Genomic DNA, 25,020 nt, shown 5'->3' on the forward strand with positions numbered 1-25,020 from the left:
GAGGGCATTGGGACTTTCGTTGGGCGCAGTGCTGCTGCTGTCCGCCTGTGCGGATACGGTGACCATGAGCAAGGCCCGCGGCGAGCGGGCAGGGTTCGAGACTGTTGCCGGGATCTCCCGACAGGCGACAGGGGCAGAGGCAGCCTGGCTTCAGACGCCGGCTGAACGGCAGGCTCATGCGCAACGCGTGCGCGCCATTGTTCAGGGAAAGACAATCAGTGCCGAACAGGCGGTGCAGGTGGCGCTTCTGAACAACCCCGGCCTGCAGGCCAGTTATGCTGACCTGGGCATGTCTGCTGCAGATCTGTGGGAGACGGCCCTCGGACCGGTACCGAGCGTCGGCATCTCAGTGTCCGGGCTGGTCAGTGGAGATGTCACCCGGTCCGTGGAAGGTACGGTGGCGTCATCAATTCTGGACATGGTCACGAAGAGATCGCGCACGCGGGCCGCCGATCTGGAGTTTCGGCAGGCTCAGCTGGCCGCAGCGGGCGAAACCCTGGCGCTGGCCCATGAAACCCGCCGGACCTGGATCGAGGCCGTCGGTGCGTTCGAGGCAGCCGGTCTGGTCGGTCGAGCGCAAGGCGCCGCGGACGCGGCATCCGAGCTGGCCGCAGAGCTTGGCGAAACGGGTGCGCTGAGTCGCGCCGATCAGGCACGGGAACATGCGTTCAATGCAGAGCTGGCAGCCGAACGAGCCGAGGCAAGGCTGGAAGCACAAATTGCGAAAGAGAAGCTCGTTCGCCTTCTGGGCCTGTGGGGCACAGGGACAGAGTTCTATGTTCCCGACAGCCTGCCGGCGCTTCCGGGCAGCGCGCCGAACCGTTCCAATATCGAACGGCTGGCGCTGGAAAACCGCGTCGATTTGGCTGCGGGCCGGTTGGAGCTGGAGGCTGTGGCCGCGCGCTATCGACTGACTGGACAGACCCGCATGCTCTCGGATGCAGAAGTCGCCGCCGGCGTCGAAATCGAGCGTGAAGATGGAGAGAACGAACGCTCACCGGTGGTCGACGTCGCCTTCAGCATTCCGGTTTACGACACCAGCGGACTGATTTCCCGCCGCGGAAAACTCGAATATCTGCGTTCGGCCAATAACCTGGCGCAGTCGGCGATCAATGCCCGCTCGGAGGCGCGGTCTGCCTATTCGGCCGTCACGGGCAAGCATCAGATCGCCCTGCACTGGCGCGACCAGGTCCTGCCTCTGCGCCGGGAAATCGATGAGCAGGCGCTACTGAGCTACAACGGCATGCTGACCTCCACTTTCGAGCTTCTGAACGATGCCCGTGAAGGGTTGGACTCCCAGCTGAGCGCTGCCGAGGCGAAGCGCGACTACTGGCTGGCCGAGGCGGATGCCACCGCCGCGATCTGGGGTGGCGCAAGTGACAATGGAGAGGACGAATGATGAATCGCAGACAACTGATGGGTGCGGGCATCGGGGCAGGGGCTGCGGCCCTGACCGTCAACATGGGTCAGGCGCAGACACGCTTTCGCGATCTGCCCGAGGCGGCCAGCACGGACAGCCCCTATACGCAGGTGCCGCCGCGCCCGACGACCGGACTTGAATACAACCCGATCGTAACTCTGAACGGCTGGTCGCTGCCCTATCGAATGAACGGCAATGTCAAGGAATTCCACCTTGTCGCCGAGCCGGTCGAGCGGATCATGGCGGACGGAATGGTCGCGCGCCTGTGGGGTTATAACGGACAGTCCACCGGCCCCACGATCGAGGCCATCGAGGGCGAGCGGGTCCGCATCTATGTGACCAACCGCCTGCCCGAACATACCTCGGTTCACTGGCACGGCATGATCCTGCCGTCCGGGATGGACGGTGTGTCGGGTCTCAGCCATCCGGGCATCCCTTCGGGCAAGACCTTCGTCTACGAGTTCGATCTCGTGAAGTCGGGGACCTTCATGTACCACCCCCATGCCGACGAGATGGTCCAGATGGCCATGGGCATGATGGGGCTGTTCATCGTGCATCCGCGCGACCCGGCCTTCATGCCGGTGGATCGTGACTTCGGTATCCTGTTGGCCGCCTATGACATCGATCCCGGCACCTATATCCCCCGCGTCGCGGAGATGACGGACTTCAACCTGTGGACCTTTAACAGCCGCATTTTCCCGGACATTGACCCGCTTGTCGCCAGCAAAGGCGACCGTGTCCGAGTGCGTGTCGGCAATCTGACAATGACCAATCACCCCATTCACATGCATGGCTATGATTTCGAGGTGACCTGCACAGATGGAGGATGGGTCCGGCCGGAAGCCCGCTGGCCTGAGGTCAGCATCGATATTCCTGTAGGTGCGATGCGTGCCTACGAATTCGATGCCGTTCATGAAGGGGACTGGGCGTTCCACTGCCACAAGTCGCACCATACCATGAACGCCATGGGGCACGAGTTGCCCACGATCATCGGCGCCAACAAGAGCCGCGTCACCGACATGGTCCGCCGTCACCAGCCCGGCTACATGCCGATGGGCACCGCCGGCATGGGTGACATGGGCGAGATGTCCATGGAGATTCCCGAAAACACCATCCCGATGATGGCAGGCTGGGGTCCGCATGGTCCGCTGGAGATGGGCGGCATGTTCTCTGTCATGAAGGTGCGCGAGGGTATCGCCCCTGACGACTATTCCGATCCGGGCTGGTTCGAGAACCCTCCCGGTACGCAGGCATGGGAATGGACGGGCGAGTTGCCCGAGCATGCCAGCAACTACAGCCCTGAAACCATCCTGACGCCGCGCGGCGGCAAGCGGTTGGGCTGATCTGATCCTATCGAGCAACACAAAGGAAACACGATGAAATCGTTTATGCTGGTTACTGCCATTTCCCTCTTCCCGGCCCTCGCACTTGCAGAGGGCACGCATGAGGGAGGTCATGATGAATATGCGATGGGCGCCCCGGCCGCAGAGGGGGCCGCAGACATGAAATCTGTCGAAATCTCGATGCGAGAAACCGATGAGGGCACGATGATTTTTGAGCCCTCGGAACTCTCTTTCGCACCAGGTGAAACCGTCCGTCTGGTGATCACCAACAATGGCGAGCTGGAGCATGAATTCGTCATGGACACAGCCAAAACCAATGCCGAGCACAAGGAAGTTATGGCGAAGTTTCCGGAGATGGAACACGACGACCCGAACGCTGTCCGCCTGCAGCCTGGTGAGACCGGAGAGATCCTTTGGACATTCGGAAAATCTGGAGAGTTTGAATTCGCTTGCCTGATACCGGGTCATTACGAGTCCGGCATGCACGGCCCCCTGAACGTCACCGAATCCTGAACCGCGAGGACCTGACCATGAAACTGATCCAATTGACTGCCGCTGCGCTGATCCTTTCTGCTGGAGGCGCCTTTGCGGACACGCACATCACCAACGGGACCGTCACCAAGGTCGACACCCAATGGAGCAAGGTGACCGTCGATCATGAGGAGCTGAAGAACCTGGATATGCCGGCCATGAAGATGGTCTTCCAGGTCGCAGAGCCGGAAATGCTCGAGGGCCTGAGCGAGGGGCAGAGCATCCGCTTTGCGGCCGACCGGGTCAAAGGCAAGCTGACCATCACTGAAATTCTGGAATAATCGAACCGTCGCCGTTCGGAGGATAAAATGAACAAGAAATTTGTGGCCATTCTTACTGCGGTCAGCCTGATGGCTGGTGCCGGATATGCTGAAGAGGCAAGTCACGGCACAAGAGGATCGAATGCAGGCTCAGGGGGCGGAGCATCAGCTTCCGTGGACAATACGCCGGAAAGGCCTGACCGGTCGGATTCTGTTGCGCCGGCTACGAATACGATTCCTGTTCCGGCAGGACGTATCATGTCCTCAAGGGAACTGGGTAGGGCAGGGTTGAGCCCTGACGATGTCGTCATGCATGTTTCAGTTTTCTGAGCAACAGGCTTAGCATCGTCATATGTCTCAAATTTACGGAGGACTGAGATGAGTTCTGTTAAGATCCTTATTGCCGCAGCGATTGCTGCGACCAGCCTTACTGCGCCCGTCTTTGCTCAGGACGCTGAATTCCAGATGCCTGAGCAGTGCGCCATGGCTGCACCCGCCAGTGATATGCCTGCTGAAAGCATGGACGGGTCACAGATGGGCGGCGATGCGCAGTCTGACGGCATGGGCGCCATGATGGGGATGGGTGGCGTGGACTTGGCAACCATGCCGGAACATGTTCAGGAGAACATGCGTCGCATGATGGTCACGATGCCTGCCATGCATGACGGCATGATGAACGAAGATGCCGACGTGGCCTTTGCTTGCGGGATGATTGCCCACCATCAGGGTGCCATCGACATGGCCCAGGTTCTTCTTGAGCATGGCGAAGACGCTGAGATGATCGAACTTGCGGGTGAGATCATCGCCGCCCAAGTCGGTGAGATCGAGGAAATGACCACCTGGCTGGCTGAGAACGCCAACTGAGCCTGCCTTGAACCGCGCGGCATGATGCCGCGCGGTTCTCTGCTAAAGACCATCAAAAAAGACCCGCGGCCGCTCTTGACCTTCCCATCATGGGAAGCCGCATATCTGTTCCCTAAAACGAACGGAGCCCAGCCCATGAACATCGGAGATGCCTCTGCCCTCTCGGGTGTGTCGGCCAAGATGATCCGTTACTACGAGCAGATCGGCTTGATCCCCCAAGCTGCGCGCACAGCCTCGGGGTATCGCAACTACGCCGATGCAGACATTCACATGCTTCGGTTCATTGCACGGTCGCGGGATCTGGGCTTTCCGATCAGCGAAATCACCGGCCTGTTGGATCTGTGGCGCAACACCGACCGGCGCAGCGCCGATGTGAAAGCGCTGGCACAAGCCCGGGTCCAGGATCTCCGCCACAAGATTACCCACCTGGCGGACATGGCCGACACGTTGGAGACGCTGGTGCGATCCTGTGCCGGAAACGAGCGCCCGGACTGCCCGATCCTGCATAATCTGGAAACGGAAGCATACCCTGCCTCGGGCAGATGCTCACATCATGCCGGTCCCCACGCTAACCTCAACGAAAGGATCACATCGTGATCGACAGACGTCTGTTCATCGGAACGCTCACCGCGGTCCTTATTCCCGCAACATCGGTGCTGGGGGCGGTGTCCACACCCCAAGACACCCTGATCGCAGTGGTTCGATCACCCGATTGCGGCTGTTGCGGAGCCTGGATCGATCATCTGCGGCAAAGCGGTTTCATAGTAGAAGAAACCCTGTCCGACGACGTCGAGGCCTTCAAGGATGAGCAGGCTGTTCCTCAATCTCTTCGGTCCTGCCACACGGCCCTCGTCGACGGCTATGTAATCGAGGGCCATGTTCCGGCTGATGCCATCCGCATTTTGCTGGATCAGCGCCCTGATGCGGGTGGTCTGGCCGTTCCTGACATGCCGATCGGTTCGCCCGGCATGGAAATGGGCGGCCAGTCCGAGCCTTTCGAGGTCATTCTCTGGGGCGATTCCGGCAACAGCGTCTTCGCAAGATATTGAGGTTTCCCCATGACACCTGCAGCGCCCAGGACGGCCACCCTCCACCGCATGGTGATGACCAAGCACATGTGCCCCTACGGGCTCAAGTCGCTCGACCTGCTCAAACGGCAGGGCTATCGCGTCGAGGACCATCATCTGACGACCCGTGCCGAGGTCGATGCCTTCAAGGAGCAGCATGACGTCCAGACCACGCCGCAGACCTTCATCGGCGACCAGCGGATCGGTGGCTATGACGATCTGCGGCGTCACTTCGGCAAGACCGTGCGCGACAAGAGCGCGACGACCTACCGACCGGTGATCGCGCTGTTTGCCATGGCTGCCGCCATGGCCTTGGCGACCAGCTGGGCGGCGTTCGGTCAGCTGACCACTGTGGCTGCAGCGGAATGGTTTGTGGCCTTCGCCATGTGTCTGCTGGCCCTGCAGAAGCTGAAGGACGTGGAAAGTTTCGCCACGATGTTCCTCAACTATGACCTGCTGGCCCAGAGGTGGGTTCGTTACGGCTACGTCTATCCCTTCGCCGAAGGGCTGGCGGGCGTCCTGATGGTCGCGGGCGCGCTGATGTGGTTGTCGATCCCGGTGGCCCTCTTCATCGGCACCATTGGCGCTGTGTCGGTTTACAAGGCGGTCTACATCGACAAGCGAGAGATCAAATGCGCCTGCGTCGGTGGTGACAGCAACGTGCCCCTGGGCTTCGTCTCGCTGACCGAGAACCTGATGATGATCGCCATGGCCATCTGGATGCTGATCAAGGTTACGATGCTCGGGCATTGAGCACGCTATTCGATAGAGAGCCGCGCTTTGCAGCGCAAACGGCTGCAGGCAAAAAGTTCTACTGTGCCTGTAGCCGAAGATGAAAATGGATCATTCCGACCATGAGGCACAGCCTCAATGTTCCGGCTTCAAGAGAAACCTGAAATAGAAACGGAGACATATCATGGGATATGGCCGCTTTTTCGCGATGATCGCGACCTCGACCATCGTCATGTATGGGCTGATGTACCTCAATACCTATTCGATTGATCACATCGAGTTTTCGCAGACCCGCATGTGGATGGCGATTTACATGGGATCGGTCATGGCGGTCATCATGCTCGCCTTCATGTTGGGCATGTATTCCGATCGGAAGAAAAACATTGCGATCTTCGTGGGCGCCGGTTTGGCATTCGTTCTGTCCCTTTGGCTGGTGCGAAGCCAGGAGACGGTTGAGGATCTTGCCTGGATGAAGGCAATGATCCCTCACCATTCCATCGCCATCCTGACCAGTGAACGCGCGGATATTTCCGATCCAAGGGTCCGGGACCTTGCTGACGCGATCATCGAGGCGCAGCGCAACGAGATCGCAGAAATGAAACGGTACATCGCCGATATCGAGGCAAATGGCGACGCACCTGCGGGCACTCCCCGCATCGAAGCTAACTAAATCATGTCAAATCAGGGTGTCACTCGCCGGGCATCTTAGATGGACGAAAATCAGTAGAAAGTTGGCAAGACATGGATCACGATCATCATCACGCGTCGCCAGACATCCCTGCGGGGACCGAGACGGCAAAGGACCCGGTCTGCGGGATGACGGTTGCGGTCAAGCCTGACGGACATCGAGCAGTGTTTGGAGACAAGACGTTTCATTTCTGCTCAGAGAAATGCAAGACCAGGTTCAAGGTAGATCCTTGGTTCTACGCTTCAGGCAGAGCCGCAGGACAAAAGAAGGCGGCTCCGGCCAACGCTCAGTATACCTGTCCGATGCACCCGGAGATTGTCCGTGATGTGCCAGGCGACTGCCCGATCTGCGGGATGGCGCTTGAACCCATGCTGCCCTCGGATGAACCGAGCGAGGAACTGACCGACTTCACACGGCGCATGTGGATTTCGGCTGCCGCCGCAGTGCCGCTGGTCATCCTGACAATGGGTGAACTGGTCGCTCTGCCGGTGCGGGACTGGATTGGCCACCAAATCGCAAGCTATCTCGAATTCGCTCTGGCCACGCCTATCATCCTCTGGGCCGCCTTGCCGTTCTTCAAACGAGGCTGGGATTCACTTGTGAACCGGTCGCCGAACATGTGGACGCTGATCAGCCTGGGCGTGGGGGCAGCCTACCTCTATTCGCTCGTCGCGACCTTCTTGCCTGGCGTATTTCCCGATGCCTACCGAATGGGTCATGGTGTCGGCACCTACTACGAGGCGGCTGTGGTGATCGTCGCGCTGGTCTTCGTGGGTCAGGTTCTGGAATTGCGGGCACGAGAACGCACTGGGGATGCTATTCGAGCGCTGCTCGATCTCGCACCAAAAACCGCGCGGCGTATCCTGCCGGATGGCTCGGAATATGACGCGCCTTTGGAAAACATCATGGAAGGTGACCGGCTCCGCGTGCGCCCGGGCGATGCAGTGCCGGTGGACGGCATAGTGATCGAGGGCCGCTCATCCCTGGACGAGAGCATGCTGACCGGCGAGTCGATGCCGGTGGAGAAAAGTTCAGGCGATGCAGTGACCGGGGCCACGATCAACAAGAACGGCAGCCTCGTGATCGAAGCGGGCAAGGTCGGCGCCGACACGGTTCTTGCGCAGATCGTGGCGATGGTCTCGAACGCGCGGCGGTCCCGTGCCCCGATCCAGGGGATGGCCGACCGGGTCTCGGCAGTGTTCGTGCCAACGGTGGTCGGTATCGCAATCTTAGCCTTCCTCGTGTGGCTAATTTTCGGCCCCGAGCCTTCGCTGGTCTTTGCCATTGCCTCGGCCGTGTCAGTCCTGATCATTGCCTGCCCATGCGCCCTTGGGCTGGCCACGCCGATATCGATCACCACCGCGGCGGGGCGGGGCGCACAGGCGGGTGTGCTGATCAAGGATGCCGAGGCGCTGGAGCGGATGGCGGGGGTCGATACCCTGATTGTCGACAAGACCGGCACGCTGACCATGGGCAAGCCAAAGCTGACGGATACCGTGGTGCTGGGGGACAGGACCGAAGCGGACTTGCTGTCCCTGGCGGCAGCGCTCGAGCGCGGCTCGGAACACCCGCTGGCCGAAGCGATCGTCGAAGGCGCCGAAGCGCAGGGCGCGGGGCGACAAGAGGCAGTGGATTTTGAAGCCGTCACCGGCAAAGGCGTGCGCGGCACGGTTGGCGGACGGGTAGTGGCGCTCGGCAACGCGGCGATGATGCAGGAGATGGGACTAGACACGGGCACGGCCGAGGCGAAGGCCAATACCCTGCGCGCCGAGGGCAAGACGGCAATGTTCATCGCTGTCGATGGTGCCCTGGCCGGCATCGTGGCGGTCGCCGACCCAATCAAGGAAAGTACCGCGCAAGCGATCCGCGAACTCCACGCACAGGGGCTGCGCGTCATCATGGCGACGGGTGACAACGAGCGCACGGCACAGGCTGTGGCGAGCAAGCTCGGCATCGACGAAGTCCGCGCAGGTGTCCTTCCGGAAGCCAAAAAAGACCTGATCGACCAGTTGCGCCGCGAGGGACACAAGATCGCCATGGCGGGAGACGGGGTGAACGACGCGCCCGCACTGGCCGCTGCCGATGTCGGCATCGCCATGGGCACGGGCGCGGACGTGGCCATGGAAAGCGCCGGGATAACCCTTCTGGGTGGTGACCTGATGGGCATCGTCCGGGCACGCAAGCTGGCGCGGGCGACATTGCGCAACATCAAGCAGAACCTGTTCTTCGCCTTCGCATACAATGCGCTTGGCGTGCCAATTGCGGCAGGTCTGCTTTACCCCATCACCGGGACTTTGCTGTCACCGATGATCGCAGCTGCGGCGATGAGCCTGTCCTCCGTTTCGGTTATTACCAACGCCCTCCGCCTGCGGCGGGTGGATCTGTAAGAAAGCAAAAAGGAAAAACAAATGACGACATTCAATATTCCCAACATGAGCTGCGGCCACTGCAAGGCAACGGTGCAAAAGACCATCCATGCAATCGACCCCGAGGCACAGATCGAGTTCGACATGGCGTTACGAACGATCGCTTTGGAAAGCCGGGCTAAGCCGGACAACCTTCAAGTGGCACTGGCCGCAGCAGGATACCCCGCCACTCTGGCCTGAATTAAAGTGTTGGGCCGGATGTTCAGTCGCCGCAATGGGCGTATCAGGCGACTGGCCCATCTGCCTTATCAAAATGTATCATGCTCATACCTCATTCGTGCTTATCCAGACACGAGGCTGTAGGTTATCAAGCGTACCCCGCACCAGCATGACCGAGTTGACCAGGACCATGGCCGCCGCCGCGGCGGCCATGGTCAGCGCCAGCAATCCGCGCAGACGGGGCGTGGCCAGATGAATGCGGATGCCCCCTGAGATGCGACGTCACGGGGGAGATCCTCGATCTGAAAACACCAATAAATCATGGCTTGTCGCATTTCAGAATAGATCCCCCCCCGTGCAGGCTCCATTCTGAATGCACCAGTCCTGCGGGGCAGGGCTTGTCATGGTGCCTCCAATCTTATCAGCTCATCTTGAAACGCTTCGGTGGGTGTTCGGTAGCCCAGGCATTTGCGGGGCGTGGCGTTCAGGCGCCGACATGTCATCTTCATCGAATGAGGCGTCAGCTGCAACACAGCAGTATCCCGGGGCAAGTAGCGGCGGATGCGCTTGTTCATGTTCTCGACCGAGCCTTTTTGCCAAGGCGCCTGCGGGTCGCAGAACCACGCCTTCGTGCCCATGCCGGTTTCCAACTCACGCCAGGCCACGAACTCCAGACCGCGGTCAAAGGTGATCGAGCGCCGCGCCTCGGCGGGAAGGGGTGACATCTCGTGGATCAGGCGGTTCATGAGGGGCTTGGACTTCCGATCGTTGTTGCGCAGCAGGACGGTGTAGCGGGTCTTCCGTTCGACCAGTGTGGCCACATTGGCATCGCCCTGAGCGCGTTCGAAGATCATCAGATCACCCTCCCAATTTCCAAACTGGCTGCGGTCGTTGATCTCGGACGGTCGGTTATGGATGCTCGTTTCCACAGGAAAAACCCGGTTGCGGGGTGTGCGGGCATAGCGTGGTTTCCGCTTCCGGCGCCGCTCGGGCAGGAGGCGCGCCAGTTGCGCGGACTGGCCGTCGGCCGAGTAGACATACTGGTAGATCGTCTCATGGCAGAGCCTGTGCGGGGCGCCAGGTTCGATCCTGAGCCGGCCTGCAATCTGTTCGGGAGACCAGCCTTCCTGAAGGCAGCGGATCACTTCGGCTCGCAAATCTGGAAAACGCTCGAGCTTGCGCCGACGTGACCGCCTGCGGTCGGCCTGGGACTGAGCCGTCACATGCCAATAGCCATCAGCCTGCGGGACATCCTTGTCATGCCACCAGTTCCTTTTGACCTCGCGAGTGATGGTCGAGCGATCACGGCCGAGCATCTGCGCAATCTTCGTCTTCGGCACCTTGGCTTGCAGCATTCGTGCAATCACGCGACGTTCGTCCAGCGTCAGGTTGGTGAAAGGGCGCCTCATCATATGCTCCTGAATAGCTTCAGGAAACTATCGAGTGATGCATTCCAGAATGGAATGTGCCCCGCGTCACCAAGAAATTTTATAAGCTTTGTTATGCATCGTTGTTCCTAACTCAGACCCCCAGCAGGCTTGTACGCTCTGACGCCATTATCTTTGCCGCAATCGGTGACGTGATCATCTGGATCACCGCAAAGAAAGCAGCAGGCACCGCGATTTCAGAAGGGAGGCCCGATGCTGCAACGAATGCGGCAGCGATGCTGAATTCCTTTTTGCTCGTGGTGAACAGATAGGCGATCAGTTCCTCGCGATCCTCCGCGAACAGCTTGGCAATCATGCCGACAGCATAGCCGATCAGGTTCAGTGCCAAAGCTGCCAGAGCGATCACCAGCGCGTACCAGCCGTAGCCAAGGATCGTCGCTGAATTCGGCCCGATCACGGCCAGCAGAAGAACCAGATACAATACGGACCCCAGCCCAGGCCACGCATAGTCGAACCGCGATACCTGCTTCAGAAACTTGGTCCGCAGCCAGACGCCGACGACGGTCGGCACCACCACAACCAGCACCAGCTCCAGAACCACGGCGCCAACAGGAACGGTCAGCTCGATGCCTGTCAGCCACAGAAACAGGAATGGGATGATGAACGGGGACAAGGCCGTGTTCACGGCATTCAGGACAGCAGCCAAGGCGACATTGCCGCGTGCCAGCAGCACCAGGAGGGGTGCGGATACGTCAGTCGGGAGCATGCCGACCAACGTCTGTCCCGCCGCAAGGTGCCCGCTGCCGAAGAAGATGCGCCCGGTCAGCCAGCCTGCCAGCGACATTGGCCCATAGACCAGACCCAGAGCCCAAATCTGACGGCTCGGCTTGCGGAAAACGATCCGAACGGCCGCCGCGTCGAAGGTCAGGCTAATGACCAACATCAGGAGCGCCAGAAGGGGGCTGATCCCCGCCTCAAGCCCTATCCCGATAGAGGGCACGGCAAGTCCGAAAGCTGTGGTGGCAACCGCCATGAACAGCAGATTGTTTTCGACGAATCCAAGAAGCTTGCGCATGTCAAATGTCACAGTTCGCGTTTGTGGGACGTCCGCTGCACTTGGCGAAAAGAGCGATGGCCTGGTCGCACCATGCGCAATGGCCCTCGCAGCAATCGTGCATCAGAAAAGCGACCAGATCCGAAAGCGCAGGGAATTTGGCGCTGTAGATGATGGATTTCCCGTCACGCCAGTTTTCGACCAAGCCTGCGCTTTCCAGCTCTTTGAGGTGGAAGGAAACGAGCGATGGGCTGGCATCGCCCAAGGCTGCGGCAATGGCCCCGGACGCCATGCCTTTCGCACCTGCAAAGACCAGCAGCCGGATGATCCGCAGGCGGATTTATTGAGACAGGGCCGCAAATCCGGCCAGGGCAGCTTTTTCTTCCATATCAATCAAACACTACAAGATTCGTTTGATCGTTGATCTGCTGAACCAGACAGACCGTCAAGAGGCGCTTATGCGTGCAGTGAAGTTCTTTTCAAGATATCCAATTTGACCCAAATATTTTATATATCCATCGATTATCGAATGGATACTTGATACAGCGTTGAATGAAATAAGACTTCTCACAAAAAATTCCGTGAAGGACTTGAGTCTATTGAAATTTAGTGGGAGATTAATAATTGAATATGAGCCAGTAGTTGGAGCGTGATATGAAAATTGGATCCTACGCTGTACTTGCAGCCGTCTTGGTCACTGCCGGTTGCGGAACTACAGCGGTAAATACCGTGGCTGGGAGCAATCCGCAGGAGCTTCCCCCAGAGTTGATCTCTCTTGCTGCGCCGGGGCAAGATGTGTCTACAGCGAGACTTCTTCCAAGTGATAATTGCTACTGGTACGAACATCGTGGGCAAGTGGAAACGACCTTGCTTCCGCTCACCACCGCTGCAGGCAGTCCTATATGTCAGAAATCACAGCCCTCAAGTTAATTAGAGGACATAAAAGAATCTATATTCTTTTAGCTGCGGGATGTCACGCTCTCTGCTGTCGAATAGAGAAACGCGGTAGAGCCTGTTTCGACCTTTGGATATAGGTCATTGATATGTGCCATGACCATCCGGACACAGCCAGAGCTCGCACTCGTCCCAATGCTTGTTGGAAACGGGGTACCATGAATGCGCAGATACGTATCTCTCTCGCCGACGTAGAGATAAAGAGCGCGAGAGCCGAGCGCATTCCTTGGGCCTGGCTCTACGCCCCCTTCAAACTGGCCATAGATTTCTGGTTCCCGAGCAATCATACTCTGCGTCGGGGTCCAGTGCGGCCATTCGACTTTTCGCTTTATCGTATAGACACCAGGTTCATATAGATCTCCCCTACCGATGGCCACGCCGTAGCGCATTGCCGTTCCACCAGCTTCAATATGGTAGAGGTATTTCGCGACAGCATCCACGTGAATGTCGCCCGGCACTAAGCCGCTATTGGCTTGCACTCTTTGCGGGAGAAAGCGCGGGTGCAATCCCCAAGGATTGGATGTGAAGGCATCATATCCGGAAGGGGTGACCTGCGCATCCCAAGCAGCTTTTTGACTCTCTGTTGGCCAAGACGCCGCAAGCAGGGGGGTGGAAATTGCGGCCGAGAAAAGCGCGGTGGTCGTTTGTACGAAGTGTCGTCTGCTTAACATATGTGAGGCTCCTTGCTTAACTCGATATCGGTTATTAATTCATTTTAATATGATTAAAAAACCGCCCATCATATTAAACCTTTTATTTTTTTATCTTCGCCCTTTTCTGATATGATTTTTTGACCCTATGTTCAGCCGATTTTCAGGCTGCTAGGTGTCACATCCCGCGTGATTATAAGGTCGCTTCTTGAAGATATCCGGCCTTTGCCGCTGCCAATCCTTCAGAGCGTCAATGGGCGTTCGGCCCTTGAGCACTGATTGCGGAAGTTGGCCGTTGTAGAGGCGGACATAGCGATGGATCGTCTGCTCGAGGTCCTCACCGCTGTTGAAGTGGTGGCTTTGCAGGATATCCTCGATCCGGCCGTTGAAGCGCTCGACCATGCCATTGGTTTGTGGGTGCATCGGCGGAGCCAGGCGGTGCTCGATATCGAGGTCAGCGCAGAGGCGGTCGAAGTCGTGGTTGCCTGTGGCAGCACGCTTTCTTAGGCCGAAGAGCCTATCTGTGAACTCCTTGCCGTTGTCCGTGAGCACCCGTGTGATCCGCATCGGGGCGGCGCGCTCCAGGTCGCGCAGGAAGCGGCGGGCGTTGGCGGCCGTCTTCGCCGGATAGATGCGCACGAAGACCCACCTCGTGGCGCGGTCGATGGCGACGAACAGATACCGGCGGCGGTCCTCGTCTGCCATCTGCGGCAGGTATTTCACGTCGATATGAAGGTAGCCGGGCTCGTAGGCCTTGAACGGCTTGTGCGCAGGCCGCGCCACGACGGGTCTCAGTGCGCGCAGGTTACCCGCCCCATGCCGACGCAAGCAGCGATCGAGCCCGGAGCGCGAGACGTGCGGGTTCAGGAACTCGCGCACCACCGACAGCAGGTCGTCCAGCGGCAGCAGCAGCGTCCGGCGTAGCGCCACTGCCACCGCCTCCTGCGCCGGCGTCAGCGTGGTCTGCAACCGATGAGGGGTGTGGCTGCGGTCATGGACGCTGTCCCGGCTTCGCCACTTCCAGACGGTCTGCTCGGAGATGCCGTAGCGCTCCGCCACCTTCCAGGCCGGTTCCGTGCTCGCCTGGATTGCGGCCCGTATCTTTGGTGTCGTTGTTGCCTGCTTGTGAAGAGAGATCAGCATGCTTGCCTCCCGTTTCGAACCTCGCGCAGGATCAATCTTGCCATGAAGAGCGAGGTCCGGCGAGGATCTATGTGATCATCCGGGACGGGACAGCTAGGGATAGATCATAACCGGAATTCCGGGTTGCAGCATTGCATAGACGTCTTCTATTTCCTGGTCAGTCAATGCCAGACAGCCTGCAGTCCAGTCCCGGTTCTTCGGTGCGAAGACATTGCCTTCGGGGCCGCGGCCATGGAACATGATATCGCTGCCCGCACTTCGACCGAATTGAGCTGCATAAGCTTTATCCTGTTCATTTGGATAAGATATGCCCACCGATAGGTGATATCGGCTCCGTGGGTTAAAACGGTCGATGTAATATAGCCCCTCGGGCGTTTTTCCGTCGCCCTCGAATTGCTTTGGGCCGAGCGGTTGGTTGCCGAGGCCAAAGTTATACGATCTCAGAACGGTTTGCCCGTTCAACAGAAACATCCGCCGCTCAGCCTTGTTCACCACGACCTGAGTAACAGGGGGCCCTGAGTACCGTTTGAACTGAGGTATCGCTCCTCTTGCCGGGGCAGTCGACGGCGCGGATTTTCCACATGCAGCGAGAAGAGCCAGCAAAGCCAGCGAGGCATGGCGCCGGGAGAAGTTTGGCATCGATCTATTTCCTGCTCGGATGTTTTTTATGATGCTTCAGGATAACGCGTAAACACTTCACTGGTACCGTCCCGGCGAACAAGCAGCACATCGTATGCGTCGCGCTTTGTTTCCGGGCCCATGCCGGGGCTTCCGTATGGCATTCCAGGAACCGTCAGGCCGAGAGCTTCAGGGCGCTCTCGAAGCAAGCGCCGGATATCGTCAGCAGGAACATGTCCTTCCAGGAAGTAGCCATCAACGCTGCCGGTATGACAGGATGTCAGTTCGATCGGTACGCCCAGATCGATCTTGTGCTGCATCAGCAAGGTGCCAAACCGCTCTTCACTCGTTACCTGAAAACCGTTCTCCCGCAGGTAATTGGTCCACTGTTTGCAGCATTCGCAGCCGCTGCCCTCCACGACATGGATGGCAGGGCGGCTTTCAGCCCAGGATAGAGACGGCAGACCGCTTGCTGCGGCTGCCATCATCATGGCGCGTCGTGTCAGTTTGATCATTTTATGCCTCTCGATCCGGCCGATGAAGATGTTTGAATGCCATCAGCTCCGCTTCCGAGTAGTCGCGAAGAAAGTAGCCGGTGGAGAGACGCGCAACTGTCAGCATGACGCGGTCAGTCGGTTTGGCGATCGCTGTTCGGGGCGCCGGTGTTTTCTTGATGGGATCCGTTGGCTTGCCGTCGATGCGAACTTCGTAATGAAGGTTAGGTCCACTGACGAGGCCGGTTGCGCCCACGTCACCGATTCTGGCCCCGGTGTTCAGCTCGACACCTGGAGCGATCCCTGCGGCAAAACGCGAAAGATGCGCATAGCGGGTCAAGACGCCCCCGCCATGATCGACATCGATCGTCCGACCATATCCCCGCATGGTTCCTGCAAACACGACCGTTCCTGCGCCGGTGACGCTGACCGGCGTTCCGGTCCGTGCGGCGTAATCGACCCCCGTGTGCATTCGTTGCGTGCCAAGCACGGGGTGCCGGCGTTTGCCGAAGACCGAAGACAGCCGGGCTCCCGCGACAGGCCGCGCGGACTGCTGGACCTGCGCACCATTCCGAAACAGGATGAAGGGCTCTTCAACCGAGCCGGTCACGAGCTCGAAGATGTCCGTGTTCTTTTCAACCCGCGCATAGGCGAGTTGCGGTTCACCCACGACTGTTCCATCAGGCAGAATACTTTCGCTCCACATCAATGCGATACGCTCGGTTCCCTCAAGGTCCCGAAAGTCGATCTGGCCTGCCAGGAGCGCCGCCAGGTCAACTGCGAAACTTTCGGGCGCGTTGCGGGCGGCGAGCGCCTCAAAGAGAGAGCTGTCCAGGATAAAAGTTTCCCTGCGGTCCCGAAGCAGGATCTCCGTCTTGATCAAGGATGCTTCGAGGGGTTTCGTGAAATCCAGAACGATGTCCGTTCCGTCTTGGGTCAGAAGCGAAAGACGCGCAAGTTGGGAGGGATCGTCGGAAAACACACTCCATCTGAGGATTTGCCCCGGGCTGAGGGTCGACAGGTCGAAGACATCTGAAATCGCCAGTGCGGCCTCGGCCCGGAGAGGTGCGCCGATACCAGCATGCGACAATATCGAATCCAACGTGTCTCCCGGAACGACCTCATGTCGCGACATGGGGGCAACTGCCTCGGTGAGGTGAGACAGTTCCGCCGGGGTTTCGGCGTGCGATGATGTCGTGACGGCAATCGCGCCGGCAGTCAGCAAGGCTTGCAAGATCATCAGGTCTGGTTTCCCGTCAGGCAATAAGGTCTGGCATTGGGGAGCAGGCTCCCCACGCAGCATCGATAGGTTGTCTACAGTTCGAAAAGGCGGGCGATGCAGACACCGACAATTGTTCCGGCCAAGCCGAAAGCAATCGCGTATCCACCCGCATATTGAACTCTGTCCAGTCGGGTGCCGCCGAGGGCGCGCGCACGCTGGACCCCTCGCACTCCACCGATCAGAGCCGCAATGACCGTCAGCATTGGAATTGTCGCAGCGTTTGTTGGTTCATGCCGTATCTCGCCTCTCGTCATCGACACGTGCGTGTCTGCGACCTAAAGCAGCTAGAGGTTCAAGATAAAATGCCCCTCGATCACGGTCTTGTCAGGGGATCGGGAGTTCTGATCTAATCCCGATTGCATCCGAGCCTTCTACTTCCCAGCATCCGTTTCTGTCATCGCCAGCTAATCACTGACCGGCATCGTCGATCGTGGGGTGGTTCGTAACGCACAGCGAATGATCGCCCAAGACCTCGATGACCCGACAATCGGATATCCGGTCACCCGCGCACTGGACCACCATGCGCTCAAGTTCGGTCTTCAGGGCCGTCAGGCGGGCAAGACGGCTTTCAACCTCGGCAAGCTGCGCTTTGGCGATTGCGTCGGCTGCCGCACAGGGCTGATCGGGATCGTCGGACAGGCTCAGAAGGTCGCGGATCGCCTCAAGGGAAAAGCCAAGCTCGCGGGCGTGTCGGATGAACGCCAGTCGTTCATGGGCTTTGTGCGTATAAAGGCGCTGATTACCGGCGCTGCGCTCGGCTTCGGGCAGCAGGCCGATTTGCTCGTAGTAGCGGATCGTTGGCACTTTGACCCCCGTCGACGTTCCCAGCTTTCCAATCGTCAGCATGAACATTCTCCTTGAACCTATAGCTGCTAGAGGGAGTAAACCTCCGAATCGATGATGGCAACGGCCCTGCTTTCTGCAGAGGAGAGAATGATGACGATCACGAATGAACCCGGCATGACCCTGTGCGACTGGACGGTGTCCGGAATGGATTGCGCCTCCTGCGCGACCAAGGTGCGCGGCGCGGTGTCCCGCTTGCCTGGCGTCAGGGATGTGGAGATCGGCATCATGTCCGAACGCCTGCGCCTGACCGTTGATGAACGCCTGACCGACACGGACAAGATCGAGAAAACCGTGCGTGCCCTTGGATACGGCATTCAGACCCGTGCGCCAGGAAAGAAGGATTTCGTGATCCCGGGGAATGCGCCGGAGAGCCATCATGGCCACAGTCACGCCGATCACCCCGCTGTGGCCAAGACCGACCACTCCGGCCACGGCAGTCCCGGTCACGTCCATGACGACCCTGCCGACCGCGGCAAGGCATGGTACCAGACTGGCAAGGGCAGGCTGGTCATCCTGACCGGGCTCTTGTTGGCGGCGGCTTGGGCGATGGAGCTGATCGCCCCGCAGATCGGGAGCTGGGCCTTCGTGGCGGCCTGCCTTATCGGTGTCGCCCCCGTCGCGCGTCGGGCTTTTGTCGCTGCCCGGTTGGGTCAGATCTTCACGATCGAGGGATTGATGACCATCGCTGCATTGGGCGCGCTGTTCATCAATGCCGCCGAAGAGGCTGCCTTGGTGGTCTTTCTCTTTGCCGTAGGCGAGGTCCTGGAGGGTGTTGCGGCAGGCAAAGCAAGAGACGGCATCCGGGCCTTGGCGAACCTGGTCCCGAAAACGGCGCTCTTGGAGGTGGACGGCGTGACCCGGGAGGTTGCCGCGTCTAGCCTGACGATCGGTCAGACGGTACTGGTCCGTCCCGGCGACCGGATCCCCGCAGACGGAGAGATTTCAGACGGCACGTCCGGGATCGATGAAAGCCCGGTGACCGGAGAGAGCATTCCCCGGACCCGCGGCCCGGGCGAAAATGTTTTTGCCGGTTCGATCAACACGGAAGCGGTCTTGCGGGTCACCGTGACGAAAGCGGCCGAGGACAACACCATTTCCCGGATCATCCGGCTGGTCGAGGAGGCGGAAGAAGCCCGCGCCCCCACGGAACGCTTCATCGACCGGTTCAGCCGGTGGTACATGCCTGCCATCGTCGCCGTTTCGGCGCTTGTCATCATGATCCCGCCGCTGATGTTCGGTCAGTCATGGGATACCTGGATTTATCGTGGACTGGCGCTCCTGCTGATCGGCTGCCCTTGTGCGCTGGTGATTTCGGTTCCGGCCTCGATCGCATCGAGCCTGTCCACCGGCGCGCGCCGGGGAATGCTGATGAAGGGCGGCGCAGTGATCGAGGCCGCGGCCAAGGTTTCCCATGTTGCCTTCGACAAGACCGGGACGCTGACCCACGGACGTCCGCAGGTCACCGACCTGGTGACGTTGGGAACCACGACTGAGGCGCAGTTGCTGGAGGTCGCCGCGGGCGTCGAGAGCGGATCGAGCCATCCCCTTGCCGTGGCGATCCTGGACAGGGCCAAGACGGCGGGCGTCACGCCCCTGCCCGCCCGCGATGCACGCGCCCTGACCGGACGAGGGGTCGAGGCGACCGTGGGAGATGCCCTGGCATGGGTAAGTTCACCCCGGCATGCGTCGGAGAACGATGGCCTGGACGGTCTTGGCCTGCGTCAGGCGACCATCTTCGAGGATGAGGGCAAGACCGCCGTCGCCGTCTATCGCAAAGGTGTCCCGCTCGGTCTCATCGCCATGCGTGACGAACTGCGGCGCGATGCGGCGGAGGCTGTGCGCCAGCTGGCCGAAATGGGCATCTCCTCGATCATGCTGACCGGCGACAACCCCCGCACAGCTGCCGCCATCGCCGAAGGGCTCAATATCCGCTTCGAGGCCGAGATGATGCCTGAAGACAAGCTGGCCGCCATTCGCGACATGAACGCTCAAGGTGGCGTCATGATGATCGGGGATGGCATCAATGACGCTCCTGCCCTGAAACAGGCCAGCATCGGTGTCGCGATGGGCTCCGGCACGGACGTCGCGCTGGAGACGGCCGATGCGGCCATCCTGCGCGACAGGGTGACCGACATTCCGGCCCAGATCCGGCTGGCGCGGGCCACGATGGCTAATATCCGGCAGAACGTCAGTATCGCGCTAGGGTTAAAGGCTATTTTCTTGGTCACCACCGTTCTTGGCATAACCGGTCTGTGGATCGCGATCCTGGCTGATACGGGCGCGACGGTTCTGGTGACCCTGAACGCCCTGCGCCTCTTGCGCTACAATCCCGAACAGAAGCGCTGAGGCGATGATGACTGGAATGGGCAGTGCAGCGCTGGTTCTTCTTGGCGCCTATCTGGCCCTGTTCTTCCGGGGCTCTGCGATCAATGCCCGGGAGGCGCATCGTCCGGTCTGGTTGTTCCGTCACGCCACGGGCGGCGACCGTCTTGCAGCGCTAGGCTTCCGAGCTGCGTTCGCTCTGGCCCTCCTTGGGTCGTCGGCATGGCGCCTCATGCCGAGCATGGGCGATCTGGATCCCCTGCGGGCTTTCCAAAATCCTGCGTGGATCGGTCTGGCGGGACTGTTCATGGCCAGCCTGGGCGCGATGCTGGCATTTGCCGCCCAGATGTCGATGGCTGCGTCATGGCGGATCGGTGTGGCCGAGGGCGCGACCGGCGCACTTGTCACGGGTGGATTGTTCGGTTTCAGCCGCAACCCGGTTTTTGTAGGTCAGCTCATGTTGCTGCTGGGAACCGCTCTGGTCGTGCCCTCCATCCCGACAATTTTGGGGGTCCTGCTATTCGCAGCCTCGGCGCTTGTTCAGGTCCGCTCAGAAGAACGTGAATTGCGGCGGACGCTAGGCCCTGCTTACGACACCTATTGCCAGTCCGTTCCGCGCTGGATCGGCATCCGGGAAAGGTCACTGCAATGAAGACGTTTCTGATCCTGGCGATGATCGTCGCTACTGCGGCTGCCGATCAGATTACCAAGCTCGCGGTCCTGCGCAGCTTGTCTCCCGGGGAAATTTATTCCGTCTCTCCTGGCTTCAATCTGACGCTTGGTTTCAACGAAGGGGCGAGTTTCGGCATGATGTCGGACCTTATGGCAGGTCGTCCCTTGCTGATGGTTGCCCTGACAGGTGCCCTGGCGATCATCTTTGCGGGAATGGCCTTCCGGGCGGACACGAGGCGCGAAGGCATAGGCCTCGCACTGATCGTGGGTGGCGCTGTGGGCAATATCATCGACCGCCTGCGGCAAGGTGCCGTGACCGATTTTCTGGATGTCTACTGGCGTGATTGGCACTGGCCGACCTTTAACGGGGCCGACATCGCGATCAGCCTCGGCGCCTTGCTTGTGTTGACAGCCATGCTCCGTCCCTCCCGCTCGAAGGAACTCTCTTTTGACCGCACCTGAACCCCGGGGCCTGTCCCGGACTGATGTCGCAATATCAACCGCCTTTCTGGTCGCACTCGCCGCTACGCTCGGCGCGCTGTTCATCGGCGAGATACTGGGGCAGATGCCCTGCACCCTGTGCTGGTATCAAAGGATCGCCATGTTTCCGCTAGTGCCTGTCCTGGCCGTCTCGCTGTGGCGCGGTGACGGTCTGGCACGTCTCTACGGATTGCCGCTGGCGCTGGCCGGGCTGGTCCTTTCCGGCTGGCATTCGGGACTTTACGCGGGACTGATCCCGCAGAGCATCGCGCCTTGCACCAAGGACGGCCCGTCCTGCACCGACCAGGCGCAGACAATCCTGAGCCTGCCCATCCCCTATCTTGCATTTGCCGCCTTTGCAGCCGTTCTGGCCTGCCTCATCGTGTCGAAAGGAAAACGCCCATGAACCGCCGCACCGTACTCATCGGAACATCTGCCATCGGGATTGCCGCCTTTGCCGGCGGCGCGCTCGTGCTGACGCGCAATCGTCAGGCCGAAGCGGATACCCTGGCCGCTGCTGCCCCGGCTGTGGAAACGGACATGCTGGTCCGCGGTCACGCGCCCAGCTTTGGACCAGAAGACGCCCCGGTCACGCTGGTCGAGTTCTTCGATCCATCTTGTGAGGCCTGCCGCGCCTTTCATCCGGTCGTTCAGGACATTCGCGCACAATTCCCCGATCAGGTTCGCATCGTGATGCGCTACGCAGTGTTTCACGAGGGGTCCGACGAGGCGGTCCGCATCCTGGAGACTGCGCGCATGCAGGACAAGTTCGAGCCTGTCCTCGATGCGCTGTTGGAACGGCAGCCGGAATGGGCTGTCCATGGCGCACCGCGGATGGACCTTGCATGGCAAATTGCGGCTGCGGCCGGTCTGGATATGGAAAAGGCGCAGACAGCCCGTCTGTCCCCCGATATCGTCGGCATCCTCAATCAGGACGCGGCCGATATCGCGGCGATCGGCGTACGCCAGACACCGACCTTCTTTCTCAATGGTCGCCAGATGACGGATATCAGCATGGACAGCCTGCTTGCGGATGTGCGCAGTGCCGTGGAGGCATCCTGACCGCGCGGCCTAGGCCCGATCGGCGTAGGCCGCGAACAAGGCCAGTGTGCGCTCACTGACGTGATGCTCGATCCCTTCGGCATCTCGTTCCGCCGTCTCGGCATCCAGGCCGAGGCGGATCAGGAACCGCAGCACAATGGCATGGCGGCGGCGGCATTCCAATGCCAGTCGTCGTCCTTCTTCTGTCAGAAAGACGGACCTGTATCGCTCGCGGGTGATCAGCCCCTCACGGGCCAGGCGATCCAGGGCCTTGGTGACCGTCGGGGCGCGCACCCCCAATCGTGCGGCGATATCCACCGGCCGGGCTTCACCCTGTTCATGGATCAGCTCTGCGATCAGTTCGACGTAGTCTTCGGCCAACTCGTTGCGCCGGGCAGCACGGACGCCATGGAAGGCCTCTGCCCGATTGTCCGGGTGCACAGTATCGCTGGCGGTTGCGGTGGCATGATTGTCTGCGGTCATCTTGCAAGTGTCGCACTTATCGATTGACGGGTAAAGCCAACGGGTAGATTGTTAGCCACAGCTAACTTTTCCTTTCAATGAAGGTTGCGCCGATGTCCCCCGGAGCCTGGCGCCACGAGCGCGACACCCCCTCCCTGTCGGAAGTGTTCCGCACGATCGCCGTTGGCGGCGGCACGACGCGTTTCCGGCGCTTTCTATCCTTTATAGGTCCGGGCTATCTGGTTGCTGTTGGATACATGGACCCTGGGAACTGGGCGACGTCCTTGGCCGGCGGTGCCGCGTTTGGCTATACTCTCCTGTTCGTCGCCCTCTTATCCAACATCATGGCGATCCTGCTGCAATCGCTGTGTGCGCGCCTTGCCGTCGCGTCCGGGCGGGACCTGGCGCAGGCTTGTCGCGATGCCTATCCCCGGTGGGTGTCCATACCGCTCTGGATCTTTGCCGAACTGGCCATCATCGCAACCGACCTGGCTGAGGTGATCGGGACCGCCATCGGCCTCAACCTGCTGTTCGGCATCCCTTTGGAAATTGGCATCTTCATCACGGCAGCCGATGTCTTTCTAATCCTGTGGCTTCAGAACAAAGGCTTTCGTTGGGTTGAGGCTTTCATCATCGCTTTGCTGGGGACGATTACCGCTTGCTTTGCGGTTCTGATCGCGCAGGCCGATCCCGAATGGAGTGCGGTGATCGCAGGCTTTGCGCCAAGCCGGGAAATCATCGGCAATCCCGACATGTTGTATCTGGCGCTCGGCATCATCGGGGCGACCGTCATGCCGCACAACCTCTACCTGCATTCTGGCATCGTACAGACCCGAGCCTACGGGTTGGACCTGCCGTCGAAGCGGGAAGCCCTTCGTCTGGCAACCTGGGATTCCACGATTGCCCTGATGTTTGCCTTAACGATCAACGCATCGATCCTGATCCTAGCGGCCGCGGCCTTTCATACTGTGGGAGAGACGAATGTCGCCGAAATCGACAAGGCGCACTTGCTTCTTGAACCCTTGCTGGGGTCGCAAATCGCCCCGATCCTGTTTGGATTGGCACTTCTCTGTTCAGGTCTGAACTCGACCGTCACCGCAACCATGGCGGGTCAGATCGTCATGGAAGGCTTTGTGAGACTCAGGCTGCAACCTTGGTTGCGCCGTCTGATCACGAGGGGGTTCGCGATCCTGCCCGCGACAGTGGTGATCCTGATTTATGGAAGCGAAGGAACGGGTCAGCTGCTCATTCTCAGTCAGGTTGTCCTGTCATTCCAGCTGCCCTTCGCGATCGTGCCCCTGGTGATGTTTACGGCCAGTCGGGCCAAGATGGGTCCGATGGTCTCGCCCCGATGGCTCACCGCCCTGTGCGTGTTGATCGCCATCACCATCATCGTACTGAACGTGAATCTGCTGATCACAGTACTGGCCTGATCATGGTGTCACCAATGCGTGACGCAAAGCTTTCCAGCTTGAAGCTCATGTGGCTAGAGGCTTTAGGCCGCATGACGAAATAACGGATGCAGGTGTCATGCGATTGAACAAGCTTCAAAAGGGCCTTTGGGCATTGGTTGCCGTAGCGCTGATGGCCGTTGGCGCTGCGGTCGTTTTCATCGACCGGTCATCACCCTCCGTCGAGCAGGCAGAGTTTCGTCCGATCTTCGCGCTTCCTGATGCCGATGGGCGGTTGCGCAGCCAAGCCGATTTTCCGGGCAAGCATCTGCTGGTCTTTTTCGGTTTCACGAACTGTCCCGACATCTGTCCGACAACCTTGGCCGAGGTCGCTCAGGTTATGGACGATCTGGGCGAACTGTCCAACGACGTGCAGCCGCTCTTTATTTCGATCGACCCCGAGCGCGACAGAGAGCTAGGCCTCGACGAGTATACAGAGGCATTTCACCCTTCCATTCTCGGCCTGGCCGGGGATGCGGCACAAACCCGTGCTGCGGCGGACAGCTTTCGCATCTATTACGAGCGTGAAGACAACGCGGACGCGCCTGATGGATATGCCATTTCCCACAGCCCTGCCCTTTACCTGATCAGTCCTGAAGGTGACTGGCTTGGCCAGTTTACCTATGGCACGCCCGCCTCCGAAATCCTCGCTGAACTCAAAGCCAGATTGTGA

Annotated in this window: 29 protein-coding genes and 1 pseudogene; 19 read left to right on the forward strand and 11 right to left on the reverse strand. The window is 59.8% G+C overall.

What is annotated here, in order from left to right; all coding sequences use genetic code 11:
• Nucleotides 1-7: 7 nt before the first annotated feature.
• From ACZ2G3_RS20755 to ACZ2G3_RS20810, 12 genes are all read left to right on the forward strand, one after another.
• Nucleotides 8-1,399: a TolC family protein gene (locus ACZ2G3_RS20755; RefSeq protein WP_470400244.1), complete on the forward strand. Its 1,392-nt coding sequence runs from the start codon at nucleotides 8-10 to the stop codon at nucleotides 1,397-1,399.
• On the forward strand, nucleotides 1,396-2,763 hold the full coding sequence (locus tag ACZ2G3_RS20760; RefSeq protein WP_139085875.1) for a multicopper oxidase family protein: 1,368 nt from the start codon (nucleotides 1,396-1,398) through the stop codon (nucleotides 2,761-2,763). The genes ACZ2G3_RS20755 and ACZ2G3_RS20760 overlap by 4 nt, the downstream gene beginning before the upstream one ends.
• Nucleotides 2,764-2,796: 33 nt before the next feature.
• A complete protein-coding gene (locus ACZ2G3_RS20765; RefSeq protein ID WP_373947165.1) occupies nucleotides 2,797-3,276 on the forward strand; it encodes a cupredoxin domain-containing protein in 480 nt (159 codons plus the stop codon).
• Nucleotides 3,277-3,293: 17 nt separating this feature from the next.
• Nucleotides 3,294-3,575: a copper-binding protein gene (locus tag ACZ2G3_RS20770; RefSeq protein ID WP_045983757.1), complete on the forward strand. Its 282-nt coding sequence runs from the start codon at nucleotides 3,294-3,296 to the stop codon at nucleotides 3,573-3,575.
• A 27-nt stretch (nucleotides 3,576-3,602) separates the two neighbouring features.
• A complete protein-coding gene (locus tag ACZ2G3_RS20775; protein ID WP_157001672.1) occupies nucleotides 3,603-3,884 on the forward strand; it encodes a hypothetical protein in 282 nt (93 codons plus the stop codon).
• Between the two features lie 48 nt (nucleotides 3,885-3,932).
• A complete protein-coding gene (locus ACZ2G3_RS20780; protein WP_045983758.1) occupies nucleotides 3,933-4,418 on the forward strand; it encodes a DUF305 domain-containing protein in 486 nt (161 codons plus the stop codon).
• 135 nt (nucleotides 4,419-4,553) lie between these two features.
• Entirely contained in the window at nucleotides 4,554-5,015 is a 462-nt protein-coding gene (cueR, locus tag ACZ2G3_RS20785) for a Cu(I)-responsive transcriptional regulator (RefSeq protein ID WP_045983759.1), read from the forward strand.
• Complete coding sequence (locus tag ACZ2G3_RS20790; protein WP_349548467.1) at nucleotides 5,012-5,467, forward strand: DUF411 domain-containing protein; 456 nt, start codon at nucleotides 5,012-5,014, stop codon at nucleotides 5,465-5,467. Before cueR ends, ACZ2G3_RS20790 begins: the two co-directional genes overlap by 4 nt.
• 9 nt (nucleotides 5,468-5,476) lie before the next feature.
• Complete coding sequence (locus tag ACZ2G3_RS20795) at nucleotides 5,477-6,238, forward strand: MauE/DoxX family redox-associated membrane protein (RefSeq protein WP_045983760.1); 762 nt, start codon at nucleotides 5,477-5,479, stop codon at nucleotides 6,236-6,238.
• 163 nt (nucleotides 6,239-6,401) lie between these two features.
• Nucleotides 6,402-6,887, forward strand: coding sequence for a DUF305 domain-containing protein (locus ACZ2G3_RS20800; RefSeq protein ID WP_045983761.1), 486 nt, complete (start codon nucleotides 6,402-6,404; stop codon nucleotides 6,885-6,887).
• A gap of 71 nt (nucleotides 6,888-6,958) precedes the next feature.
• A complete protein-coding gene (locus tag ACZ2G3_RS20805) occupies nucleotides 6,959-9,292 on the forward strand; it encodes a heavy metal translocating P-type ATPase (RefSeq protein WP_470400245.1) in 2,334 nt (777 codons plus the stop codon).
• Nucleotides 9,293-9,313: 21 nt separating this feature from the next.
• Nucleotides 9,314-9,511 (forward strand): heavy-metal-associated domain-containing protein, encoded by a 198-nt coding sequence (locus ACZ2G3_RS20810; protein WP_042246697.1) that lies wholly within the window; start codon nucleotides 9,314-9,316, stop codon nucleotides 9,509-9,511.
• 129 nt (nucleotides 9,512-9,640) lie between these two features.
• Here ACZ2G3_RS20810 and ACZ2G3_RS20815 read toward each other — a convergent pair.
• The 10 genes and pseudogenes from ACZ2G3_RS20815 to ACZ2G3_RS20860 all read right to left on the reverse strand — a co-directional run.
• A pseudogene (locus ACZ2G3_RS20815) lies at nucleotides 9,641-9,769 on the reverse strand (MFS transporter); the annotation flags it as partial.
• Between the two features lie 122 nt (nucleotides 9,770-9,891).
• Entirely contained in the window at nucleotides 9,892-10,899 is a 1,008-nt protein-coding gene (locus ACZ2G3_RS20820) for an IS30 family transposase (RefSeq protein WP_470395238.1), read from the reverse strand.
• Nucleotides 10,900-11,011: 112 nt separating this feature from the next.
• Complete coding sequence (locus tag ACZ2G3_RS20825) at nucleotides 11,012-11,953, reverse strand: bile acid:sodium symporter family protein (protein WP_470400246.1); 942 nt, start codon at nucleotides 11,951-11,953, stop codon at nucleotides 11,012-11,014.
• 1 nt (nucleotide 11,954) lies between these two features.
• Nucleotides 11,955-12,272: an ArsR/SmtB family transcription factor gene (locus ACZ2G3_RS20830; RefSeq protein ID WP_408595323.1), complete on the reverse strand. Its 318-nt coding sequence runs from the start codon at nucleotides 12,270-12,272 to the stop codon at nucleotides 11,955-11,957.
• A gap of 619 nt (nucleotides 12,273-12,891) precedes the next feature.
• The gene (locus ACZ2G3_RS20835) at nucleotides 12,892-13,557 is read right to left on the reverse strand and encodes a L,D-transpeptidase (protein ID WP_084697168.1); all 666 of its coding nucleotides are present in this window, start codon (nucleotides 13,555-13,557) and stop codon (nucleotides 12,892-12,894) included.
• 150 nt (nucleotides 13,558-13,707) lie between these two features.
• A complete protein-coding gene (locus ACZ2G3_RS20840) occupies nucleotides 13,708-14,679 on the reverse strand; it encodes an IS481 family transposase (protein WP_470400024.1) in 972 nt (323 codons plus the stop codon).
• Between the two features lie 93 nt (nucleotides 14,680-14,772).
• Nucleotides 14,773-15,318 carry a L,D-transpeptidase family protein gene (locus ACZ2G3_RS20845; RefSeq protein ID WP_084697167.1) on the reverse strand — a complete coding sequence of 182 codons (546 nt, stop codon included), beginning with the start codon at nucleotides 15,316-15,318 and terminating at the stop codon, nucleotides 14,773-14,775.
• Between the two features lie 26 nt (nucleotides 15,319-15,344).
• Nucleotides 15,345-15,812: a DUF411 domain-containing protein gene (locus tag ACZ2G3_RS20850; protein ID WP_084697166.1), complete on the reverse strand. Its 468-nt coding sequence runs from the start codon at nucleotides 15,810-15,812 to the stop codon at nucleotides 15,345-15,347.
• 1 nt (nucleotide 15,813) lies between these two features.
• Nucleotides 15,814-17,031: a peptidoglycan DD-metalloendopeptidase family protein gene (locus ACZ2G3_RS20855; protein WP_470400247.1), complete on the reverse strand. Its 1,218-nt coding sequence runs from the start codon at nucleotides 17,029-17,031 to the stop codon at nucleotides 15,814-15,816.
• A 450-nt stretch (nucleotides 17,032-17,481) separates the two neighbouring features.
• A complete protein-coding gene (locus ACZ2G3_RS20860) occupies nucleotides 17,482-17,919 on the reverse strand; it encodes a MerR family transcriptional regulator (protein ID WP_045980921.1) in 438 nt (145 codons plus the stop codon).
• 90 nt (nucleotides 17,920-18,009) lie between these two features.
• Here ACZ2G3_RS20860 and ACZ2G3_RS20865 point away from each other — a divergent pair, with 90 nt between their 5' ends.
• The 5 genes from ACZ2G3_RS20865 to ACZ2G3_RS20885 are packed head-to-tail and all read left to right on the forward strand — an operon-like array spanning nucleotide 18,010 to nucleotide 22,455.
• Complete coding sequence (locus ACZ2G3_RS20865) at nucleotides 18,010-20,265, forward strand: heavy metal translocating P-type ATPase (protein ID WP_139085936.1); 2,256 nt, start codon at nucleotides 18,010-18,012, stop codon at nucleotides 20,263-20,265.
• Between the two features lie 16 nt (nucleotides 20,266-20,281).
• Nucleotides 20,282-20,893, forward strand: coding sequence for a methyltransferase family protein (locus ACZ2G3_RS20870; RefSeq protein WP_162198019.1), 612 nt, complete (start codon nucleotides 20,282-20,284; stop codon nucleotides 20,891-20,893).
• A complete protein-coding gene (gene lspA / locus ACZ2G3_RS20875) occupies nucleotides 20,890-21,375 on the forward strand; it encodes a signal peptidase II (RefSeq protein ID WP_045980906.1) in 486 nt (161 codons plus the stop codon). The genes ACZ2G3_RS20870 and lspA overlap by 4 nt, the downstream gene beginning before the upstream one ends.
• A complete protein-coding gene (locus ACZ2G3_RS20880) occupies nucleotides 21,362-21,799 on the forward strand; it encodes a disulfide bond formation protein B (RefSeq protein ID WP_394227815.1) in 438 nt (145 codons plus the stop codon). Before lspA ends, ACZ2G3_RS20880 begins: the two co-directional genes overlap by 14 nt.
• Complete coding sequence (locus ACZ2G3_RS20885) at nucleotides 21,796-22,455, forward strand: DsbA family protein (protein ID WP_045980905.1); 660 nt, start codon at nucleotides 21,796-21,798, stop codon at nucleotides 22,453-22,455. Before ACZ2G3_RS20880 ends, ACZ2G3_RS20885 begins: the two co-directional genes overlap by 4 nt.
• Before the next feature lie 9 nt (nucleotides 22,456-22,464).
• On the opposite strand, the gene mntR is transcribed toward ACZ2G3_RS20885, so the two are convergent.
• Complete coding sequence (mntR, locus tag ACZ2G3_RS20890; protein WP_042252241.1) at nucleotides 22,465-22,917, reverse strand: manganese-binding transcriptional regulator MntR; 453 nt, start codon at nucleotides 22,915-22,917, stop codon at nucleotides 22,465-22,467.
• A 92-nt stretch (nucleotides 22,918-23,009) separates the two neighbouring features.
• Between mntR and ACZ2G3_RS20895 the strand changes: the two genes are divergently transcribed.
• Entirely contained in the window at nucleotides 23,010-24,329 is a 1,320-nt protein-coding gene (locus ACZ2G3_RS20895) for an Nramp family divalent metal transporter (RefSeq protein WP_204245702.1), read from the forward strand.
• A 97-nt stretch (nucleotides 24,330-24,426) separates the two neighbouring features.
• Nucleotides 24,427-25,020, forward strand: a complete 594-nt coding sequence (locus ACZ2G3_RS20900; protein ID WP_045980902.1) for an SCO family protein — start codon at nucleotides 24,427-24,429, stop codon at nucleotides 25,018-25,020.

This window comes from Paracoccus sp. KKT209, from assembly GCF_055635455.1.